Consider the following 23,387-nt stretch of genomic DNA (forward strand, 5'->3'; position numbering starts at 1 on the left):
AGCTCGAGGCCCATTTTTTAGCCTTTATTCACCTGGCCGCAACCGTCCTCTGGCTGCGCGACTGTTAACACCTCCTAGTTACTGGCAGAAAATAGCAAGAGCCGTTCAACGATAAGAACAGACGCCGCGTACTTACTACGAGGTTTCTTCTTACCGTTGAACGGCTCTTACTTTTTCACCTATTTATGCACTACTACATCATCACCGGCGCCAGCCGCGGGCTAGGCAAGGCACTGGCCGAAGAAGTGCTGAAGCAACCGGATACATCCGTGTTAGGCGTATCGCGCCATGCCACCATTACGCACGAGCGGTACCAGCACCAGCCCCTTGACCTGTCGGATATGCTGGCGGTGCAGAACAACCTATACAAGCTATTCCCGGCGCGCTCCGACGCCACTGCTCTCACGCTGATTAATAATGCAGGTGTGCTGGGTGAAATAGGTTACATAGGAGAGCTACCCAATGAGCATTTCGAATTCGTATTCGATGTAAACGTTGTAGCTCCCGCTATGCTCATGAACATGTTTCTGAGTGCTTACGCAAGTCAAACCAATATTCCACGTACCGTTCTTAATATCAGTAGCGGCGCCGCCCAGCGCCCCGTTGATGGCTGGGGAGCCTACAGCGCCTCCAAAGCCGCCCTCGATGCCCTCACCCGCACCGCCCAAAAAGAACAGGATCTGCGCAACTCCAACATCCGGCTCCGCAGCTTGGCGCCTGGCGTACTGGATACCAGCATGCAAGAGCATATCCGAACTGCCGAAGAACACCGCTTCAGTGAAGTAACCCGATTCGTCGGCTTGCATGCAGACAGGCAACTCGTAGAACCAAGTGTAATAGCAGAAAAGGTTGTGGCGTGGCTATCACAACCAGCAATGATAAATGAAACAATAGTATTGAAAGCAGCAGACATTTGATGAATTTCAATAAAAAAGCCTTGGCTACAATAGCCAAGGCTTTTTTATTGAAGAAGAAATATTAATATCCTGGGTTCTGAACTAGGTTAGGGTTCTGCTGAATATCCACCAATGGAATTGGTAGGACAGCTCTTTGAGCACCGTACGTAATACGGCTGGAATTGCGTTTGTAACGCATCAAATCATAATACCGATGCCCTTCAAAAGCTAGCTCCAAGCGGCGCTCCAACAGAATGGCTTCAATCAGAGCCTGTTTGTCAGCAAAATTAGCAACGGTATAAGAAGCTGCAGCTGCTGGCTTGGAACGGTCGCGCACCTGATTGAGCAACGTTACTGCTTCGGCGCTAACTCCAGTAGCAGTTTGAGCTAGTCCTTCTGCACGGTTGAGTAAAGTTTCAGCGTAACGAACAATTGGAACGTAGTCAGCAGAAGCTTCTTTATATTTCTGCGTGAAGACGAGAGGAGTACTGTTCGATGATGGAATGGCGGTAGGAGTCAATAGCAGCAAACGACGGCGGTCATCTGCTGGAAAGGAGGAAACCGGAATCAAAGCGTAAGGATTCACACTGATGTCAGCACGGCGGCCATAATGCTGCCCTAAAGCATTATTCGTATTCGGATTATCTGATACGTTCATAGCGACCGAGAAAATTGACTCAGCATTCTGGAACGTAGCAAGCGTGAACGGAACAGCAGGAGAAGCAGTCAGCGAACGGCGGCCGCCGGTAATTACAGCGCCAGCCAAGGTTGCAGCTTCGGCGTATTTGCCTTCGTATAGATATACCCGCGACAGCAAAGAACGGGCTGCGTCTTTTGTGGCACGCCCGGTTCTATCGAACGCAGTACTGTATGTTTCGGGCAGACCAGCAATGGCATCGTTCAGATCAGTTTCAATCTGGGTATACACCTCCCGTACGGTAGCACGTGGCTTGGCCTGCGTCGGATCAAATGCACTAGTAGCATCAGGAGCAGTGAGTTGCAGTACCACGCCAGGGTGCGACGCATCAGCCGTAAAGTTGTATGGCTGGGCAAACAAGTTTACGAGGTGAAAATAGATCAGGGCTCTGATGAATTTTGCTTCACCTACATACTGTGCCTCAAGAGTTGCAGATACTTTACCTGTATTCTTGGCCATTTCCTGTATAAAGAAATTGGCACCATATAAGCTCCGGTAACCACCAGTCCATGCATTGGTTGCAGTGCCATCATTGGCAAGTGCAGTGAAGGTACCAATACCGCCGAAAAAGGCCGTAGGATTAGTGTCGTCACTACGAATGTCGCTATAGATCAAAGCTCGACCGCCTAAAAATTCCGCATTCTGCAACTGGTCATACATACCAGTTGCTGTTTTCTGAATCCGGTCAGCGTTGGCAAATGCATCTTCCTGCGTAAGAGCTGCCGGCGGGGTTTGATCTAAAACATCATCACAGCTAGTAGCTGTGGTAAGCAGTAAGGCGCAAAAGGTAAGCCGCTGCCAAGTGGAGATATGAAACATGTTGAGAGAAGGCAAGATTAAATTCCTAAATTAATACCCAAAGTAAAGCTGCGTTGCGGCGGAACCGAACGGCCGTCTACACCATAAGCAATATTGCCCGTAATGTTGGTGTTTACCTCCGGATCTAGACCTTTATACTTCGTGAATGTGTACGCATTTTGTACAAGGCCATAGATGCGTACGTTGTTTAAGCCCAAGCGCTTAACTAAAGGTTGTGCCAAGTTGTAGCCTAAGCTAACCTGGCGTAGGCGGAGGAAGTCACCTTTTTCCAGCCAGCGGGTAGAAGCTTGGTTTGATTGAGGGTCGCGTAATACAAGTTTCTGGATTTCAGTCTCCTGCCCAGGCGTAGTCCAACGGTCCTTTATCTCGTCGATATTGTTTTGGAAGCTGCTGCTCAGCAAGGCTTGGCGGTACCCGTTATAAACGTAATTACCACCGCTGTACTGCAAGAAGATGCCTAGCTCAATACCCTTGTAGGCGAACGTGTTATCAAAGCCACCAAAGAATTTAGGATAACCAGTCTTCTTCGTGTATTTGAAGTCAGCTGCACCAATGCCCGTAGTTGGTTCACCGTCTGCGTTCAGCCAGCGGCCAACAGTGAAGCCTGAGGATGTTGCTACCGCATAGGCGGCATCATACTGCTTGATATTGCCATCCTTATCGTAAAACTGTGCATTGCCATTAGCTGGATTTACCCCTGCCCATTCTGGGAGATAATAAACGCCAAGGCTACGACCAATGCTAGCACGCTGGTTGGCCGAGATGATATCATTAGGCGTTGAAAGAGCCGTTACTCGGTTTTTAATAACTGAGCCGTTGATCGAAGAAGTCCAAGTGAAGCCATTTTCCAACTGCACATTTGTTGTATTCAAAGTCAACTCCACGCCGCGGTTGTACATCGACCCAATGTTGCGGTTGATGGAAGAACCAGGAATACCAGTAGTACGCAGAGTGGGAGCAGCGAGCAGCAAATCACTGATGTCATTGTTGAAGAAGTCAAAAACAACATTCAGGCGGTTGTTTAATAAGCTGGCATCTAAACCAATATCAAGCTTATTCGACTTTTCCCACTGAAGATCTGGGTTTCCAATTTGAGTAGGAGTGAAACCGTTTACGTCAGCATACAGGCCACCACCAATCAACGTGCGAGCAGCATAGGATCCTAGGCCGTTGGAGTTGCCTACGGAACCATAACTAGCACGAAGCTTTAAATCATTCACGACCTTGATGCCTTGCATGAATGATTCTTCGGAAATGCGCCAGCCTATGGAACCACCTGGAAAAGTACCACGCTGATTATTTACACCAAATACCGAAGATGCATCAGAGCGCAACGAAAAAGAGGCGTAATACTTACTGCCGAAGTTGTAGTTAACCCGACCAAAATAAGACTGGAAGCCTACGTTGAAAAGCTGTCCTCCTCCAGGTGCCTGCGAAGTAAAGACGTTGTCTATGATAGATTGGAACTTATCATCAGAAAAGCCCCCGGCTACCGTATAGATACGTCTGGTTTTTGTTTCCTGGTATTCAACCCCACCTGTGACGCCAACTGTGTGTTTATCAGCAAACGTACGGTCATAGTTCACGTAGTTCTGCCAGTTGAACTGGGCGCGGTCTGTGTTGTAATCCTGAACTAAGCCGAGTTGACCAGCACCAAGGGCGTTCCGGCCCAAGCCGCCGAGAATACCACTGCTGTATTGCTCTTCAAAGTTAGTATTGTAGTCAATACCATACTTGGTGGTGAACTGCAGGCCTTTAATAGGCTCTACAGTCAGATAACCATTACCTAGAATACGCTGAGAGGTATTGTCGTTCTTATTCAGATTAAGCGTAGCCGGAATATGATAGTAGGCATTAGGAGAAATAGCAGCATTAGGAATAGCATTGTTGCCGTTGCCTAAGTTGCCTAAGCTATTTAAGTAATACGTGCCATCAGGATTATATACTGGCACGTTTGGAGGGGCAGTGTAACCCGATACTGTGGCACCTGCTAATGCGGTTTCGCCATTAATACCTTGGTTGTATGACTTAGAATAATTAAGACTTACCCCAGCTTTCAACCATTTTTTCGGAGTCAAATCAATGTTCAAACGGCCAGAACCACGGCGTAGACGGTTTTTTAGGATGATACCCTTTTGATCATTCCAGTCACCTGAGCCATAGTAAGATGCAAACTCGTTGCCACCTGATAATGCTGCTTGGTAGTTTTGTTGCGTTCCATTCTGGAAAATTTCATTAATCCAGTTTGTCTCATCATTAACACCATCACCGTTTACGTCAACGGGTTTGGCAATATCGATAGGGAAAGTGGTGTTAATAACACCATTAGAACTCCCAAAACGGCTGTTATATGCTTTTTCGTTACTGATGGTAGTGAAATCCGCAGCATTCAGCATATTTGGCTTGCGGATAGCCTGCTGGAAACCATAGAATGAGTTGATGGAAACCCGATTCTGACCGGATCTGCCTCGTTTGGTGGTAATAACGATTACTCCATTGGAAGCGCGTGAACCGTAAATAGCTGCTGCTGAAGCATCTTTTAATACATCTACCGACTGTATATCGTTTGGGTTAATGTCTGCCAGTGGGTTGTACCGGGTACTAAGAACGTTGCCTTGCTCAGTGGTGTTGAGAGGCACGCCGTCAAGAACGTACAGCGGCTGGGAACTGCCACTAATAGAATTTGCTCCCCGAATACGGACAGCTGCTTGGTCTCCCAGCGTTCCGCTGGTTGTATTGACATTGACACCAGCCATGCGACCTTGTAATGCTTGGTCAACACTCTGCACTGGCTGGAGAAGCAATTTTTCTTCTTTAACCTGCGCTACCGAGCCAGTAATGTCCTTTACGTCTTGAGAACCGCCGTAGCCGGTTACTACTACCTCAGAAAGGGCCTTTGTGTCAGCTCCTAAACCAATATTAATCTGGGTTTCGGTACCAATTGCTCTCTCTTGTTGTACAAAACCAACAGAACTAAACACCAACGTACCTCCGGTTGTAGGTACATTAAGGGTATAAGTGCCGTCAGAATTGGTAGATACTCCGTTGGTTGTGCCTTTGAGAAGAACCGTTACACCCGGCAGGCCATCACCAGACTGGCGGTCAGTCACCCGCCCAGAAATGGTACGTGTTTGCGCCGAAACCTGCTGCAACAGGCCGACCATGAGTATAGGACTCATGAGTAAGGTTTTGTTCATGAACTGAGGTGTGAAAGTGAGGAAAATGTTAAGGTGACAGAGGTAGTCATCAATTTAGAAAGCGTAATTTAAAAAGAAGATTGATAATTTTTGAAAATTATATGAACATTAAAATTTCATGAAAAAAATGCGTAAGCGCCTATAGTGCTATTACATTTATTCTATGTGTTCATTTATTATGGCTTTTTCTATGATAATTATTGTTTATTATATTTCTTACGTTTAGCGGTAATGCCTAATGAGATAGAGTTTTTTATTTAAATAGTTGAAATCCAATGAAATAATGCACTTATTTTACTTTTTAAGTAATATATGAAGGCTATATTTGGCTGAGGCATGAAATAAAAAAAGCTCTGACATATAGCCAGAGCTTTTTTTATTTCATGCCTCAATATCTCTACTGGGGGTTGACTGTCGTATTATCAAATAAACTTGGTATCGGATTTGGAACGCTCGTGTTGGTATTTATTTCACTCTGTGGATAAAGAAACCGTTGTGGCAAACGTGGCGCAGTGGTACTCTTGCGGGCTAAACCTAATGCGTTTTTGGTGCGCCGTGCATCATTAAACGGCTCTATCTGACCAATGAATGATACGTACCGCTCATTGAGGATTTCAAGAATAAGGTTGTCTCTGGTGCCACCGCCGGGGATATCCGATAGCACATAAGGGGCATAAATTCCGTTCGGGAACTTGGTGAGTAGTGCTTGGCGGTGGTCATTCAGAGCAGCTAGGGCTGCAGTTAAATTATTCTGACGAGCAGAAGCCTCGGCTAGAATCAACTGGTTTTCAGAATAGGTGAGTAGCGGAAAATCCTCGCTTGGGTCGGTAATACCAATAGCGTAAGGCAGCAAATATTCATCGGGATTAGACGTTTGTGAATTACCGAAAAAGTAATTGAACCGTTCCGTCTCGTCGGTTTTGGTATTGTTGCGGTTGCCAGGCAGACGGCGTATAGGATCTAGCAAACGAGCTGCTCGAGAACCAAATGCCTCCAGATAACCACCACGCTCATTCTGAAATTGATAGTAGAAGTTTTCAGCACCATCTACTTCCCGATGCGGCATTAGCCAGTCGTTGGCAGGACTGCTAATTCCTTGCAACGCCATCAACCGAGCCGAATCATATTGCTGTGTGTGCAAATAGTAGCGGGCTCGTAGTGTATATGCTGCTTGAGTCCATTTGGTAGGGTTGCCGCTATAGAAAATGTCCCGATTTCCAGCGCCACCGCCTTGCGCAATTTTAGCAATTGCAGTTTTCAGTTCTTTTTGCAAATCAGCGTATACCTGGACTTGCGGGTCGAATACTGGATTTGGGTAGTTGAGCCGGTCGCCAGCTTGGCGAAATGGAATGTCGCCGAACAAGCTGGTAGCTGTGCCCATAGTATGGGCTTCTATAATCTGAAAAATACCTGACAACAATGGGTTGTTCTCTTCTAAAGCTCGCTGAGTAGCAATCCGGCTTTGAGTCAGTACGTCCAGGTATATAGTCGACCATAGATTACTGAAGTCAGAAGTAACAGCAACATACTGATTGACTGCCAAGTATTGGTTGCCCACGCCAGTATATGTGTTAGCCCACATGGAGGCAATACGCGCTGCATCTCCTTCATGAACAAGCGCGTCGCCCAGTTCTACGCCTTGCAGCATGTTGAGCGCATCGGCTGTTGCTGGGGCATTAGGGTTAACGTCTAGGTCCTTAACGAAATCTTGGCAAGCACTTAAAGATAACCCTAGTGCTGCAACCGGTAAAGTGAGGTATTTATGTATGACTTTCATTGAAGCAGAGGCTGGAGTTAGTAAGTGAGCTTTAAGCTGATTAGGAATGACCGAGTACCCGGGTTGTTGAAGTACTCCAGACCACGCCCTGCGCTCTGACCAGTTAGGTTCGTTTCGGGGTCTACTCCTTTAAACTCTTTGGTCCAAAGGATGAGGTTACGACCCGTTAGTGTAAACTCAATGTTGCTCAGTTTTGTGAAATTGCGGAATCCTTCCGAGTTCAGATTATATCCCAGCGTCAGTTCGCGTAAGCGCATCCAAGTGGCATCCTGAATATTCTGCTCCGCAGCTCCTGTGAATCCTCCCCCTATCGTGTTATACCATGCTTCATTGAGGGCAACTGGGCCAGCTCCGAAATTGCCTAAACGGCCCCGGAAAGAGTAGGTGCCATCTGCATTAGCTGCTACTGTTGAGGCTATTGTGCCACCACTAATGACACGAGTAATAGCGGCGTCGTCGGGAGAAAGGGTAGTTTCAACATCGGTGTACTTCGATACACCAAAAAAGCGTAGTACTCCTTCCGTACCAGCCCAGATGTCGCCGCCTTGTTGCCGGTCTACTAGGGCATAGAGCCGCAGCCCCTTGTAACTCAAGGTGGTGTTCAGGCCCATTTTCCAATCGGGGTTAGGGTTGCCGATGATGCCTGGAGTTGCTGCTACCGTCGGGAAGCCATTGGCGTCGATAATCAGCTCGCCTGCATCATCCCGATTCCAGCGGCTGCCCCACAAAGTGCTGAACGGCTGGTTCTTAACAACCACAGCCTGCGTATTTACAAACCCAGCCAACGCAATGTTCTCGGCGCCAGCTACATCTAGCACCACATTGCGGTTGGTGAACCAGTTGCCCCCGACGTTCCAGGTGAAGTCACCCATTTTCAGAACATCAGCATTCAGGTCGATTTCCACGCCACGGTTACGAATTTTTGCGGCATTAGCGCTTTCGTTGCTGTAACCAGAAGAAGGAGACGTTGGACGAGCAATAATAACGTCGGTATTCAGGTTTCTGTAGTACGTTCCTCCCAAGGTGATACGATCCTGCAGAAAACGCAGATCTGCTCCTACTTCCACTTCCTCCTTACGCTCTGGGCGAAGCTGCGAATTGCCCCGTACCGAAGAGCGGCTGAATGAGCCATTGAAGGCGCTGGCCAGCGCCTGTACGCCAAAGCCGTCGCTGCTGCCAGACGACCCGTACACGTCGCGTACTACATACAAGCCCGGCTCAAGACCTACCCGACCGTAAGCCGCCCGGATTTTGCCGAAACTAAGAACTTTATTGTCGAGCAGGAGCGGGAGCTTAGTGAACTGCCAAGCCAGATCGACAGAAGGATAAAAGAAGCGGTTCTGCGTATCGCGGCCGAAGGTGGAAGCATTTTCCAGACGGCCAGTGGCATTCAGGAAAAGTTGTTCGTTGTAAACAAGATTCAGCGAGGTATAGCCAGCTGAGTTACGGCGCTTGGATTCGTAATCGAAAGCCTGCGTATTTTCAGATGTGGCATTGCTGAAAAAGCTCTGGTCACGTACGTCCAGCAAAAAACGGCCATACGTTGCACCGTAGTTATATAGAATACGCTGGTTAAGATTCATACCAACCAGCAGAGTGCCGCTAAATTTCTCGCTGAAAGAATGAGTGGCGCGGGCGAATATATCCCCGTTAAGCTGATTCTCGGAGTATGCTTCTTCGGTCGCAGAACCCAAGCCAGCATTTTCTGCGGAGTTGATAGGGTATAGGTCCCGGCGCATTTCGGCGTAGAAGTCGGCACCGAAGCGAGCAGTCATGCTTAGCCAAGGCAAAGGGTCGAGCCCTAACTCTGTCGAGCCAATGAAGCGGTCAACCGTATTCGGGTTTTTCTGCTCCTTCATTGTCCACAATGCGTTGTTGTATTGTGGGTTCGGATCCTGGCCAATCTGATTCCGGTAAGCCCGGTGGCGGTTTACACCTACTTCACCAGTGGGGCTGAAATACGTACCGATATAATCTGTTTGATCGAAATCGGGAGAAGTACGCAGTAAGCCTAGATACAAGCCGCTAGTATTAGAGCCTTGCTGAATGCGGTTGGACGTAATGCGGCTATAGGTGGAAGCTCCCGATAGGCGTACTACCTTATTGAAACGGCGCTCTGCGTTTACGCGTGCCGTGGAACGACGATAGTCGGAGTTATTACGAATTATCCCTTTTTGGTTCAGGTCCGACAGGCTCACAAATACGTTGCTCTCCCGGTTGCCGGCGCTTAAGCTTAGGTTGTTTTCTAAGAAGCTGCCTGTATGAAAAACTTCATCAAAGTTGTTCTTCAGAAACGTCTGGGTGCTGTTTTTGCGAATGGTTGGGTAATACCGGTCGCCGTCAGCTGCAACGAAGTAGCCCTGAGTGGTACTAACATCATCGGGTGCTCCACTGCGGGTAGATATCTTGTCGCCCCAAGAGTTGGCATTAGCGCTGATGCCTTGTGCGGCAACTCCACCACTTCCACGACCATACGTGTCCTGCAAATCGTGTTTGTAGGAAATCCGGTCAATAGAATAAGTAGCTCCATATGTAACGCTAAGCTTACCAGCTTCAGTATTGCCTCGCTTGGTAGTAATTACAATCACCCCGTTAGATGCTCGAGAGCCCCATAATGCAGCAGCAGCAGCACCTTTCAGCACCTGCACCGATGCAATATCATTGGGGTTGATATCATTCAAGCGCGACTGTTGTGCTACCCCGGCGGTATACGTGCCTTGCGAACCAACCCCTTCCGACGTGTTGAACATCGGAACACCATCGATAACAATTAGAGGCTGGGTTTCGCCGTTGATTGTATTCTGCCCCCGAATTTGGATATAAGAGCCAGCGCCTGGGTCGCCGTTGGAGCGCGTGATAGCAACGCCCGAAGCTTTGGCTGATAAGCCATTAATTACGCTGGTTTCACCGGACTGCGCCACTGCTGCCCCGGTTACTCGCGAAGTAGCAGTGCCAAGCTCGTCCTTGTTTTCCTTCAAACCCAATGCCGATACCACCACCTCATTGAGTTGTTTGGTGTCTGTCGACATGGATATATTGAGTGTGCCGCCTCTAACGGTCTGCTCAACAGTGTTATAGCCTACGAAGCTAAACGAGAGAGAACCAGTATTAGATGGGATATCCAAGCGGTAGGCGCCATCCGCATCAGTGGAAGTACCAATGGTAGTTCCTTTTGCGAGAACAGTCACGCCTGGCAAACCCTGCCCCGTAGCTTGGTCAGTGACTTTGCCTGAAATAGTCCTCGTCTGTGCTGCTGCCTGCTGCGCCAGACTCGTCAGTACCAGAGGAACTAACAGTAAAGATTTCTTCATATGAACTTGAAAATGGGTGAAAGGAAAAACGTGCGGAAAATACTGAAAAAGCGTGAAGCGGCAGTAACAAGCCCTTGTATTCTGTTGTTAATTGAAAATAAGTAATTTTATATATGTTAATTTTAAGAGAGGTTTGTCCCAAAAAGTGGGAATTAATAGTAGGCTTTGTATGAAGACTATAAGAAAGAGCCAAGATTAATTTCAAATGAAAGGGGGAGATTTTTCCTTATGTTTGAGATAGTCAATCTTCATTTATTCACTTTCACTCACCAAATCACTCAGCCACATGAGAAAACTTCTCCTGAGTGCGCTTCTGGTATCGCCAGCCCTGATGCAGCAGGCGGCGGCGCAGAATCGCAACATTACGGGCCGCGTAACCGACGCGGCAACCGGTCAAGGTCTTCCCGGTGTAACGGTCCTCGTTAAAGGAACTTCCGTTGGGGTATCCACCAATGCGGATGGCTCCTACTCGTTGAGTGTACCAGCTTCGGCCACTACCCTCACGTTCAGCTTTATTGGCTATACCAGTCTCGACCGTCCTATTGGGGATGCTTCGTCAGTGAACGTAGGACTCTCCACCGATACCAAGCAGCTTAACGAGGTAGTAGTAACTGCCGTCGGTATTGAGCGTCAGGAGAAATCCCTAGGATATTCCGTTGACGTTATTGACAACCGTTCTTTGACGCAAGGCCGCGAAACGAACCCTATTTCTGCCTTGCAGGGTAAAGTAGCAGGTGCCCAGATCACCCGGTCGAGTGGTGGAGTTAATAGTGCCCAGCGGATTACGCTACGTGGTCAACGCTCGTTACAAGGTGAAAACCAACCATTGTTCGTGGTTGACGGTATTCCAATTGATAATAGCTCTATTCAGCCTTCTACCTCGTCTGCAAACACTGTAGACGTAGGTAACCGTGTGGGAGATATCAACCCGGATGATATCGAAACGATGACGATTCTGAAGGGGCCTAGTGCAGCAGCACTCTACGGTTCTAGAGCTGCCAACGGAGCAATAATTATTACAACAAAGACCGGTAAAGATGCCGCATTACGTGGCAAAAAAACCGAGGTTACGGTAACCAGCTCGTTTACTGCGGAAAGTATCCTGAAGCTGCCGGATTTCCAGAATGAGTTCGGTTCCGGTTACGCGGGGGAATATATTCCCTACGAAAACACGAGCTGGGGGCCACGCTTTGATGGCAGTGAAGTTCAGGTAGGTCCTCCGGCAGTCGACGGTTCCATTCAAACCAGAACATTCTCGCCAATAAAAAATAACGTACGCAACTTCTTTAATACTGGCACTACGTTCCAAAACACAGCATCCTTACAAGGCGGGAATGAAAAAACCAATTACTATATCTCTTTCTCCGACGCAGTTCAAAAAGGTATAGTCCCAGACGATAGGTTCCGGCGAAACACCTTGAAGTTCACTGGTGGAGCTCAATTATCTAATAAAATATCAACCAGTGCTTCTATAAACTACAATCACAACACAACTGATATTACGTTTCAAGGGACTGGTAATACCAGTGTTCTTAATAACGTAATTAATACACCAAGAAACCTGGATCTGCGGGATTACAAGGATTATAAGAACGACAAGTTCTCAACGCTTGACGGTTTCTACTCCGGATACTATGATAACCCTTGGCAAAATATCGGCGAAAGCCGGTTTGTAAGTGAACTTGACCGCGTAATAGGAAATGCAACAGTAAACTATACCCCATTAGATTGGCTGTCGTTCACTTATCGCGCTGGTACCGACGTTTCGTTTGACCGTCGTAAAGAGCGGGTTAATATCAGAACATATAATCGCACCCGCCGAGACCAAGATGGCGAGCTTATCGTACGTCCTACTCCAAACTTTCCCGGTCGTGTATCTGAAACAGATATATATATTCAGGAGATCACCACTGATTTCCTGGCTACCGTAAAGCGGAATATCACCTCCGATATATCGGCCCAGTTGATTCTTGGTCAGAACTTGCGCCAGCGCAATACCCGCCAGATAAATGCCAACGCCAGCGCGTTGTCAATACCTGGTTTCTATAATCTGAGTAACCGGGTAGGTGAGCTTGGTGGTAGCGAAGATACCAACCGTCGTCGTTTGCTGGCTGCTTACGCCGATCTAACGTTGGGATTCCGCGACTACCTATTCCTGAATGCTACGGCCCGTAATGACTGGTCGTCTACGTTGCCAGCAAATAGCCGTTCGTATTTCTTTCCTTCCGCTAGTTTGAGTTTCCTGTTCACAGAAGCCATTACGCCATTAAAGGAAAACAACATACTAACGTATGGTAAAGTAAGAGCCAGTATTGCTCAAGTGGGTAACGATGCTTCTCCTTACCAATTGCAGGATATATTCCCCGCAGGCGCCGGATTCCCTTTCGGAGGCTTGGCTAGCTTCACAGTTTCTGATGTGAGCCGTAACCCGAACCTGAAGCCGGAGCTTACTACCAGCTATGAAGCCGGGTTAGAACTCGGATTCCTGAAAGACCGGGTTGGCTTTGATGCTACGTATTACAAGACCCTTTCGCGCAATCAAATAGTTCAGATTGATGTGCCTACTTCCAGTGGTTTCACACAGGCTGTAGTTAACATCGGTGAGATTGAAAACTCAGGCCTCGAACTAACGCTGCGCACCACGCCAGTACGCACTCAAAGCGGATTCCGCCTGGACATTGGGGCCAACTTCTCCAACAACGACAGCAAGATCAACGAGCTGTTCCGGGACGTAACCAATTTCTCTCTTGGTGGCGGCGACCCAGTGCCAACGGCAATTATTGGACAGCCATTCCCCGTACTGAAAGGGTCAGGCTATCAGCGAGACCCAGAAGGGCGCGTGGTAGTGGATCCTGCTACCGGTGTACCGTTGCGCGATGCTGAACTGAAAGTGTTTGGCCAAGTGAACCCGAAATATATTTTGGGCGGCAATCTTACGGCATCCTATAAAGGTCTTCGGTTGAGTGCGGTAGTGGATATGCGGCGTGGTAATGTGTTCTACTCTGGTACGCGTAGCAACTTGGCATTCACTGGTACTTCCAAAGAAACGGCTAAGTATGGTCGGGAGCCATTTGTGTTTCCTAACTCTGTTACTCGTAACACTGACGGTTCTTACACCCCCAACACTACCATCAAAACCTTCGATGGAGGGTATGACTTCTGGTACGATAAATTGCACGGTGTATTTGCTGAAGCAAACATCGTGAAGGCCGACTTCTTTAAGCTACGTGAGGTTTCTCTAACTTACGATTTGCCACGCGCGCTGATGGATAAGTCGCCGTTCGGACGGGCTCAAATTGGTGTTTCGGGTCGTAACCTGCTTCTCTTCACGCCCGAATCCAATGAATTCGTAGATCCAGAAGCTAACATTTTTGGAACGAGTAATTCGCAAGGACGAGAGTTTAATACCATTCCTTCACCCCGGAGCTATGGTGTAAACCTGACGGTCAGCTTCTAAGTCCTGATGCCGGAACTTGTCATTCTTTTCCATGCTTTATCAGGCTTTACAGCCCATACTCATTCATGAAACATCTTTCTTTAAATAAATCATTGCTAGGTGGGCTCTTGTTGTCCACTATAGTTATGTCGTCTTGCAAGGATTTTTTGGACGTAAACGTAAATCCAAATAGTCCAACTCAAGCCACAGCGTCGTTGGTGCTGCCTAATGCCATACTGCGTACTGCTACACGGCAGGGGAACGACCTGAATATATTGGGGAACTTGTGGACAGAGAACTGGGCGCAGGCACAGGACTATATTTTCTATGTTCCACAACAATCTTATGGCTTGACTCCCCTGTCTTACGAACCTACTTGGACGGATCTGTATGCAGGCAGTTTGCGCGACTTTAGTTATATTCTTGCAGAAGCACAAAGAACTAGTACCACAAACACTGTTGCCATTGCTAAGATTATGCAGGCCTATAACTTTCAACTATTAGTTGATGGTTGGGGTGATGTGCCTTTCTCGGAGGCGTTGCAGGGTACGACTAATTTGTCACCGGCTTTCGAAGACGATGAAGTTGTATATGACAACATAATCAAGTTGCTCGACGAGGGTCTGGCTGCTATCAACACAAACGCGCCTACACCCGGTAGCAGCGATATTGTGTTTGGTGGAAATATGGCACGCTGGCGTAAGTTTGCCAATACCATAAAGCTGAGAGTATACATCCGGCAAAGTGCTGCGCGTCCTAACGTAGCACAAGCTGGCATTCAGGCTATGCAAACGGCAGGAGCACAATTCCTGGTAGCTGACGAGTCCGCTACTGTCAACCCTGGTTTTTTAAATACAGCCGGCAAATCAAATCCGTTTGTATCCAACATCGGTTACAACGTCTCAGGTAGCGCTACGAGTGGTTATGCAGCTACTCGCGCAAATACGTTGGCGGTTAATTACCTAAAGGCGACCAACGATACTATTCGGCTGAAGCGTATTTATACACCAGTTGCTGGGCGTACCGATATAGCTCGTAATTACGTCGCTGTGGCTAGTGGCGACATTCGTGCTCAGGTGCCCAGCCCTATAGCTTCTTCTCGGCTGTCAGGTATTGGACCTGGAGTTATCCGTCCGTTTGCACAAAATGGATTTGCCCAGCCTCTCTACCTAATTAGCTCGGCTGAATCATTTTTTCTGCAAGCAGAAGCCACGGAGCGTGGGTGGTTGAGTGGTGGTACGGCTGCTGCTAAAACTGCTTATGAAAGCGGTATCACCGAATCGTTCAAGATTTTTGGAGCAACAGCCGCTCAGGCAGCAACTTATTACAGCCAAACGGGAGTAGCCGGCCGCACTGTAGCTGACGCCAATGCTCCCACTGCGTTGACTACCAACGGGCGGTTTGACCCCAAAGCAGTTGATCCGGCATACAATTCGACTGGTAATAAGATTGAGAAGATTATCACTCAAAAATGGATTGCTAACAACGGTATCAACGGATTTGAATCTTGGGCTGAATATCGCCGCACGGGTTATCCATCGGGAATTTACACGTCGCTGAACAGCGTCGATGCTAATAACCCAAATAAAATTCCTGTTCGTATTCCATATCCGCAAACAGAAATAGCTAACAATCCTAACTCGCCGAAAGGATCGACTACCTTTACGCCTAAGGTATTCTGGGATGTCAATTAGATAGATCAGGCGTCAGAAAAAAGGCCCGCTGTGCAAACTGCGGGCCTTTTTTCTGACGCCTGATCTATCTAATTAGCATTAGATTTTTGCAATATATATAGTAGCTACTTCGCCTGATTATATGCTGAGTTTGCTGAAAATTAAGGTAAATATGAATATAAGCTTGTATACAGTAAGGAGCTAAACTTTGGTCGTGGTGGCTACTATCAAAATTGTTGCCAAGCAGGGTTATTACATGATATATGATTAAATTTCAATGAAAGAGCAGAGTTTTTTCTTTATGTTTGAGATAGTCAATCTTCATTTATTCACTTTCACTCACCAAATCACTCAGCCACATGAGAAAACTTCTCCTGAGTGCGCTTCTGGTATCGCCAGCCCTGATGCAGCAGGCGGCGGCGCAGAATCGCAACATTACGGGCCGCGTAACCGACGCGGCAACCGGTCAAGGTCTTCCGGGGGTCACCGTTCTTGTCAAGGGTACTTCCATTGGAGCTTCCACCAATGCGGATGGTGGGTATTCCTTGAGTGTGCCAGCTTCGGCCACTACCCTCACGTTCAGCTTTATCGGCTATACTAACGTTGAGCGGCCAATTGGTGATGCGTCAACGGTTAACGTTGGGCTTGCTACGGATGCCAAGCAGCTTGGCGAGGTAGTGGTAACCGCACTTGGGGTGGAGCGTACGCGCAATTCGTTGGCCTACTCTGCTACGCAAGTTGAAGGGCAGAATATCACAGTTGCACGTAACCCTAATCCTATCAATGGTCTATCTGGCAAGGTAGCGGGTGTTACTATTCGTCAGAGCAACACTTTGGGAGGATCTACTAGTGTCAACATTCGTGGCACTAAATCGTTGTTTGGCAACAACCAGCCTTTGTATGTAATTGATGGTGTTCCAATCAGCAATTCCAATACCAACACGGCTGCGCAACAAACCGGTGGTGGTGGCTACGACTATGGCAATGCAGCATCAGATCTTAACCCTGATGATATTGCCACAACTACCATCCTGAAGGGTGCAGCTGCTACAGCGCTATACGGTGAACGGGCTGCCAACGGGGTAATCCTCATTACCACCAAAAAAGGCAGAAAAGGCCTGGGCGTAACGATCAATGCTGGTATCACAGGCGGGCGTATTGATAAAAGTACGTTTATCAAGTATCAGAAGGAATATGGCGCAGGCTATGGCCCCTACTTCGACGAGTACGAAGTTGGTGGCGCTACATACCCATTAGTACAATTGTCATCGGATGCTTCGGCTGGACCTCGGTTCGATCCGAACCTGCAGGTGTATCAGTGGAATGCTTTCACTCCTGGCAATCCTAATTTCGGCAGAGCTACCTCTTGGGTGGCAGCTGCCAACGATCCATCCAAGTTCTTTAAAACGGCCGTAACTCTTAACAACAGTATTGCTGTTGATGGAGGCAATGACAATGGCTATTTCAAGCTTGGGTACAATAGTGTGCGTGATAAGGGAATTCTGCCGAATAGCGAAGTCAACAAGAACATTGTCAACTTCGCCGGTTCCCTCAATCTAACGCCGCGGCTTACTACCAGCGCCTCTGTCAACTTTTCACAAGTAAGCGGCAAGGGTCGCTACGCTACTGGGTATAGTGGAGCTACCAGCGACAACTTGATGACGAACTTCCGTCAGTGGTGGCAAACGAACGTCGATATCAAGGAATTGGAAGATGCCTACAACTTTCAAAAGCGTAATGCAACTTGGAACCTAGGTGCTGCTACTCCTGGTGCAGTAGGAGCTTACTGGAACAACCCGTATTTCAGTCGCTATCAGAGCTACGAAACTGATTCGCGCTACCGCACTTTCGGTAACGTGGCCGCCACGTACAAGTTTGCTGAATGGTTCAACGTATTAGGACGGGTAACGCTGGATAGCTATGACGAAATGCAGGAGGAACGCTATGCCGTAACTTCGGTAGGTGTACCGAGCTACACACGCTATAACCGCACCGGACGCGAAGCAAACTTTGACCTGATTGGTAACTTCTCAGCCAATATCAGCGAAGACTTTAGCTTTAAAGGCTTAGCTGGAGCCAACCTTCGTCGCGAAAGACTGGAGTTTATCCGTTCGTCAACAAACGGCGGACTGGTAGTTCCAAACCTGTACACCCTTAGCAATAGCGTAGAGCCACTCACTGCTCCTACCCCAGGTGTAGATGAAGTTGAACAGCGCCGCGGGGTTGACGGTATTTTTGCCAGTGCCACGTTTGGCTTCAAGGATATGCTCTTCTTGGATCTGACTGCTAGAAGAGATAAGTCCACGACTCTACCTAAAGGCAATAACGCCTTTATTTATCCTTCGGTAGCTACTGGGTTTGTATTCTCTGAACTGCTAAAGGATGTAACCTGGCTGTCTTATGGTAAAGCCAGAATTAACTACGCTGAAGTAGGCCAAGGTGCTCCTATACAAAGCGTAAACGACGTGTACGACAAGCCTGCCGCATTTGGTTTGGTTCCGTTGTTTTCGGTAGTAGGTACCAAAAACAACAACGAATTGAAGCCAGAGCGCACCAAGAGTGCAGAAGCTGGTGTTGAAATGGCTTTCATGCAAAGCCGTTTTGGATTTGATGCCACTGTGTATCAGCAGAATACAATCGACCAAATCATTCCAGTAAACGTATCAGTAGGCACTGGCTATAATGCCCGCTTCATCAACTCAGGTGAGGTTCGTAACCGTGGTGTGGAAGTTTCGGCTTTCGTAAGTCCTGTTCGTAACGATGACTTCACTTGGACTATTAACGCAAACTGGACCCGTAACCGCAACGAAGTGCTTTCGCTTTACGGTGAAGGAGAATCGTTGGTGACAAGCATTCAGTTAGCTAGCTACCAAGGTGGGGTTACATCGAATGCTACAGTTGGTAAGCCTTTCGGAATTATTCGGGGCAACAATTTCGTTTACCAGAACGGCCAGCGGGTAGTACTCCCAAGCGGATACTATCAGAGAAGTGCTACTGCCAATGAAGAAATAGCTGATCCGAACCCAAAATGGACCGGTGGTGTCTCTAACACAGTAGCATACAAAGGTTTGTCTTTGTACTTCTTGATTGACATCCGTAAAGGTGGACAAGTATATTCCCTTGACCGCGCGTATGGTTTGGACACAGGTTTGCAACCAGAAACTGCTGGCTTGAATGATTTAGGTAATCCTTCACGTAACACAATAGCTAACGGAGGCGGAATTATTTTCCCAGGCGTGCAGGCTGATGGCAGCCCAAACACAGTGAGAGCAGATAATAGCACAGAAAGCGGTGCAACTGCTTACGGTTACACCTTCAACCCATCGGCAGCTTTTGTATACGATGCTAGCTATGCAAAACTGCGCGAGGTAGCTTTAACTTACTCATTACCCAAAACAGTGATGGCTAAGATGAGCGGAGTTAAAGGCATTGATGTTTCGCTGGTTGCACGTAACCTGTGGATTATCTCTAAGAATTTACCTGACGCTGACCCAGAAGATGCACTTAGCATTGGCAACTTCGGTCAAGGATATTCCACCGGTGCCTATCCTACGGTGCGTACCCTGGGAGCAAACGTTAGACTTAGCTTCTAAAATCTGATGAAAAAAACACTTTTCCTTGCTATATCCGCTTTAGCACTAACTACATCCTGCGTCGATTCGCTGGATGACTACAACGTAGACCCAAAGCGGGCAGCTGTAGGGACGGCTCCAGGTACTACGTTCATTTCGAACGCTCAGCGCAATCTGGTACGCACCATCAACAGCGCCAATACCAATCTGAACCCATTTCGCTTTTATGTTCAGTATTGGGCTGCCACCGATTATCCTACGGAAAGTCGGTACGATATCAACACTCGTAACATCAACGGCCTTTACTGGAACGCTTTGTATCGAGATGTTATTCGTGACCTGCGGGAAGCAAAAACCACTATTCAGGCAAACGCAGATTTAACTGCTGATGTCAAAGCCAATCAACTGGCCTGTGCTGAAGTACTGGAAATTTATGCCTGGACTACCCTGGTAGAAATTTTTGGCGACATTCCTTACAGTCAAGCTCTGGATATTAACAAGCCGCTCCCTTCATACGATAAGCAGGACGTTATTTACAATGACCTGATTACTCGTCTGGATGCTGTAATTGCACAGTTCAAGCCAAATGCAGATTTAGGAGACGTTAACTTTGACCTGATTAACGGTGGTAATGTTGGCCTATGGATCAAGTTTGCTAATTCGATGAAATTACGGATGGCACTTACTATTGCTGACGTTAATAATGCTAAAGCCAGTACGATGGCAGTAGCGACTGTAGGCAAAGTTCTTGCATCTAACACCGAGAACATCGATCTGCAATTTGACGGCACATTCCCAAACACGAATCCTTTATTTGAGGACTTAGTAAGGAGCGGTCGTAGAGATTTTGTTGGCGCTAACGTTTTTGTTGACCGCCTGAAAGGAACGGCCGGGCCAGTACAAGGCTTTGTTGATCCTCGACTGGATGATTACTTCAATACGGGCGTGTCTTCTGGGGTCTACGCCGGTGGCATTCCTGGTTCAACGAACAATAAAAACACCAATTCTGAGCCTAGCGAAGAACTGCGGCAGCAAAATTTGCCGGGTGTAGTTATGTCGTATGCACAAGTGGAGTTCATGTTGGCTGAAGCAGCTGCTCGTGGCTATGCTGTAGGTGGTACTGCTGAGTCGCATTACAATGCGGCTATCACTGCATCTATTTTGGAGTGGGCCAGCTATCCATCACCAGATAACACACCCGCTGACATTGTAAATGCTGCCACCGAAGCGCAGAACTACCTAGCTCAGCCAGGGGTGGCATACGCAACGGCGCCTGGTGATTTCCGTCAAAAGATAGGATATCAGAAATGGCTTGCCTTGTACAATCAACCCACTGAAGCATTCAAAGAATGGCGCAGACTTGACGCTCCAACTTTGACACGCGCTACACGTTCGATCAGCGAAATACCACGTCGTTTTGTGTATCCGATTGCCGAGCAAAACGTGAATGGTACCAACTATGCCAATGCAGCTGCTTCTGTTGGCGGTGACGTTGTGACCACCAAGCTGTTCTGGGATGTTCGCTAAGTGAATCCATCAGTTCCAATGAAAAAGGGCTGCCCAGTAGGGCAGCCCTTTTTCATTGGAGTATTGCGTCTGAGGTAAAGAAACCTTAACTCTGCATCAAGAATCCCTTAATGTATTCGTCTAAGTCGCCATCCAGCACGTTTTGCACGTCGGTGCGCTCAATGCCGGTGCGGAGGTCTTTAACGAGCTTGTAGGGGTGGAGCACGTAGTTTCGGATTTGGGAGCCGAAGTCGATACGCTTCTTGTTAGCCTCAACTTTGTCCCGCTCGGCGTGGCGCTTGTCCATCTCAATTTGGTAGAGGCGGGACTTAAGCATCCGGAGCGCGTGCTCCTTGTTCATGAGTTGACTCCGCTCAATCTGTACGGCGATGATGATGCCTGACGGTGCGTGCGTGAGGCGTACGGCGGTTTCTACTTTGTTCACGTTTTGGCCGCCCGCACCACCAGCTCGAAAGGTGTCCCACGAAATATCAGCGGGGTTAATTTCGATGTTGATGGTATCGTCGATGACGGGATAGGCGAATACGGAAGCAAACGAAGTGTGGCGCCGGCCGCTGCTGTCGAACGGTGACATGCGCACCAAGCGGTGGACGCCGATTTCGCTCTTTAAGTAGCCGTAAGCGAAGTCACCGTCTATTTCCAACGAAGCAGACTTGATACCGGCACCTTCGCCAGGTTGGTAGCTGATTTGGCGGACACCGAAACCGTGGCTCTCGGCCCACATGATGTACATCCGCATCAGCATCTCAGCCCAGTCCTGGCTTTCGGTGCCACCCGCCCCAGGGTTGATGTCGATGATAGCAGAAAGCTGGTCTTCTTCATCAGAGAGCATACGCTTAAACTCCAACTGTTCCACCTTTTTGATGGTGGCTTCGTAATCAGCCTGCATTTCTGTCTCTGGAACGTCGCCCTCGCGGTAGAAGTCAAACAGGACTTCGGTATCGGCTAGCGCTTGCTGAACCGCTTCGTAATCGTCAGTCCAGGTTTTTACGGCTTTGATTTCGCGTAGGGTAGATTCGGCTTTTTTGGAGTCGTCCCAAAAGCCGGGAGCGGTGGTTTGTGCTTCGGCGGCTACTACTTCAGCTTTGCGGTTATCGTAGTCAAAGATACCTCCTCAGGGCCTCAACGCGGCCCTTCAATTCCTTCACCTGGTCTTGGGTCATCGGGAATATATATGCGTGAATGAAAAATGGGAAACAAAGGTAGCTGGAATAGTGTGCCAACTGATATGAAAAGCCCTCCCCACGATTACGGGGGCAAGTTCTCACGGAACTGCACGCGTAATCGTGGGGAGGGCTTGGGAGGCAGTACTGCCTATACGGCTACCATCCAGCCGTGGGTGTCGGGAGTCTGGCGAGTACGGATGGCGTGTAGCGCGGCGCTGGCGCGACTAGAGAAACTGTCCGGCTTAGGAGCAGGAAGCTCGTGGTCATGGCCCTGGTAGCCTATTACGGCAATGGGCGCAATAGTAGCAGCAGTGCCTACCCCGAATGCTTCTTCTAATCTACCATCGGCAAGAGCTTGCATCAATTCCACCGCCGATACTTTACGCTCCTCCACGGTCATGCCCCAGTCGCGGGCCAGTTGGAGGACGCTGCGGCGCGTAACTCCATCAAGGATGGAAGTGCTGAGCGCAGGCGTTATCACCTTGCCATCGATAACGAAGATGGCGTTCATCGTGCCCGACTCTTCTACATAGCGGTGCTCGGAAGCGTCGGTCCAGATAAGTTGGTTGTAGCCTTCCGACTGGGCCAGCTTGGTGGGGTACATGGCGGCGCCGTAGTTGCCTGCGTTTTTGGCGTAGCCAGCACCTCCTTCTGCCGAGCGCACGTAGCGCTCCTCGAAACGCACGCGGAGCGGCTTGTTGTAGTAGAGGCCAACTGGGCAAGTGAAAATGACAAGCTTATACGTGTCAGATGGCCGCACTCCAATAAAGCCGTCGGTGGCAAACATGTACGGGCGGATGTAAAGCGCACTGCCCGGCGAGTCGGGAACCCAGGCGCTATCCAAACGAATCAGCTGGCTCAGGCCCTGCATGAACAGTTCTTCGGGTACCAAAGGCATGCACATCCGTTCGGCAGAAGCGTTCAGACGCCGCAGGTTATCATAAGGACGGAAAAGAGAGATTTCACCGTTAGAGTTCTTGTAGGCTTTCATGCCCTCGAAAATGGCCTGCCCATAATGCAAAGCCGAGTTGGCTGGGCTAACGGATATGTCGCCGTAAGGCAAAATTTGCGCATCCTGCCACTCCCCGTCGCGGTAGTCCACCACAAACATGTGGTCGGAGAAAGTTTTGCCGAACTCAAGGCGTTCGGGGTCCAGGTGAGTCAGGCGAGAAGCCGTGGTTTGCTGGGTCCGGATAGTGAGGGTGTCGAGCATGAAGAAAGCGTGAAAAGGGAAGATGGGGAATTTAGGGGCGGGTAGGAGCGAGGTGTGCGCCGTTGCGCACTCAATGAAACGGATAAAGCTAGTATAGAGGTTC

The 23,387-nt window shown here is 48.5% G+C and carries 11 protein-coding genes; 5 read left to right on the plus strand and 6 right to left on the minus strand.

The window, feature by feature from the left end; translation table 11 throughout:
- Positions 1–185: 185 nt before the first annotated feature.
- Positions 186–917: an SDR family NAD(P)-dependent oxidoreductase gene (locus tag J0X19_RS12165; RefSeq protein ID WP_206984642.1), complete on the plus strand. Its 732-nt coding sequence runs from the start codon at positions 186–188 to the stop codon at positions 915–917.
- Between the two features lie 61 nt (positions 918–978).
- Here J0X19_RS12165 and J0X19_RS12170 read toward each other — a convergent pair whose 3' ends face one another.
- The 4 genes from J0X19_RS12170 to J0X19_RS12185 form a co-directional block, all read right to left on the minus strand.
- Positions 979–2,412: a RagB/SusD family nutrient uptake outer membrane protein gene (locus J0X19_RS12170; protein WP_206984643.1), complete on the minus strand. Its 1,434-nt coding sequence runs from the start codon at positions 2,410–2,412 to the stop codon at positions 979–981.
- Between the two features lie 17 nt (positions 2,413–2,429).
- Complete coding sequence (locus J0X19_RS12175) at positions 2,430–5,609, minus strand: SusC/RagA family TonB-linked outer membrane protein (protein WP_206984644.1); 3,180 nt, start codon at positions 5,607–5,609, stop codon at positions 2,430–2,432.
- A gap of 397 nt (positions 5,610–6,006) precedes the next feature.
- A complete protein-coding gene (locus J0X19_RS12180) occupies positions 6,007–7,386 on the minus strand; it encodes a SusD/RagB family nutrient-binding outer membrane lipoprotein (RefSeq protein ID WP_206984645.1) in 1,380 nt (459 codons plus the stop codon).
- A gap of 17 nt (positions 7,387–7,403) precedes the next feature.
- Positions 7,404–10,697 (minus strand): SusC/RagA family TonB-linked outer membrane protein, encoded by a 3,294-nt coding sequence (locus tag J0X19_RS12185; RefSeq protein ID WP_206984646.1) that lies wholly within the window; start codon positions 10,695–10,697, stop codon positions 7,404–7,406.
- 286 nt (positions 10,698–10,983) lie between these two features.
- On the opposite strand from J0X19_RS12185, the gene J0X19_RS12190 reads away from it, so the two are divergent.
- The 4 genes from J0X19_RS12190 to J0X19_RS12205 all read left to right on the plus strand — a co-directional run bounded on the left by J0X19_RS12190 (position 10,984) and on the right by J0X19_RS12205 (position 20,905).
- Positions 10,984–14,154, plus strand: coding sequence for a SusC/RagA family TonB-linked outer membrane protein (locus J0X19_RS12190; RefSeq protein WP_206984647.1), 3,171 nt, complete (start codon positions 10,984–10,986; stop codon positions 14,152–14,154).
- A 65-nt stretch (positions 14,155–14,219) separates the two neighbouring features.
- Positions 14,220–15,827 (plus strand): SusD/RagB family nutrient-binding outer membrane lipoprotein, encoded by a 1,608-nt coding sequence (locus J0X19_RS12195; RefSeq protein ID WP_206984648.1) that lies wholly within the window; start codon positions 14,220–14,222, stop codon positions 15,825–15,827.
- Positions 15,828–16,165: 338 nt separating this feature from the next.
- Positions 16,166–19,399 carry a SusC/RagA family TonB-linked outer membrane protein gene (locus J0X19_RS12200; RefSeq protein WP_206984649.1) on the plus strand — a complete coding sequence of 1,078 codons (3,234 nt, stop codon included), beginning with the start codon at positions 16,166–16,168 and terminating at the stop codon, positions 19,397–19,399.
- A 6-nt stretch (positions 19,400–19,405) separates the two neighbouring features.
- Positions 19,406–20,905, plus strand: coding sequence for a SusD/RagB family nutrient-binding outer membrane lipoprotein (locus J0X19_RS12205; RefSeq protein WP_206984650.1), 1,500 nt, complete (start codon positions 19,406–19,408; stop codon positions 20,903–20,905).
- Positions 20,906–20,990: 85 nt separating this feature from the next.
- Here the strand turns inward: J0X19_RS12205 and prfB are convergent.
- A protein-coding gene (prfB, locus tag J0X19_RS12210) for a peptide chain release factor 2 (RefSeq protein WP_206984651.1) occupies positions 20,991–22,068 on the minus strand; the annotation gives its coding sequence in 2 pieces (ribosomal slippage) (positions 20,991–22,016 and positions 22,018–22,068; 1,077 coding nt in all).
- 151 nt (positions 22,069–22,219) lie between these two features.
- The gene (locus J0X19_RS12215) at positions 22,220–23,284 is read right to left on the minus strand and encodes a branched-chain amino acid aminotransferase (RefSeq protein WP_206984652.1); all 1,065 of its coding nucleotides are present in this window, start codon (positions 23,282–23,284) and stop codon (positions 22,220–22,222) included.
- Positions 23,285–23,387 lie beyond the last annotated feature (103 nt).

The sequence above is a fragment of the Hymenobacter telluris genome, from assembly GCF_017313265.1.
In the GTDB taxonomy this organism is placed as follows: Bacteria; Bacteroidota; Bacteroidia; order Cytophagales; family Hymenobacteraceae; genus Hymenobacter; species Hymenobacter telluris.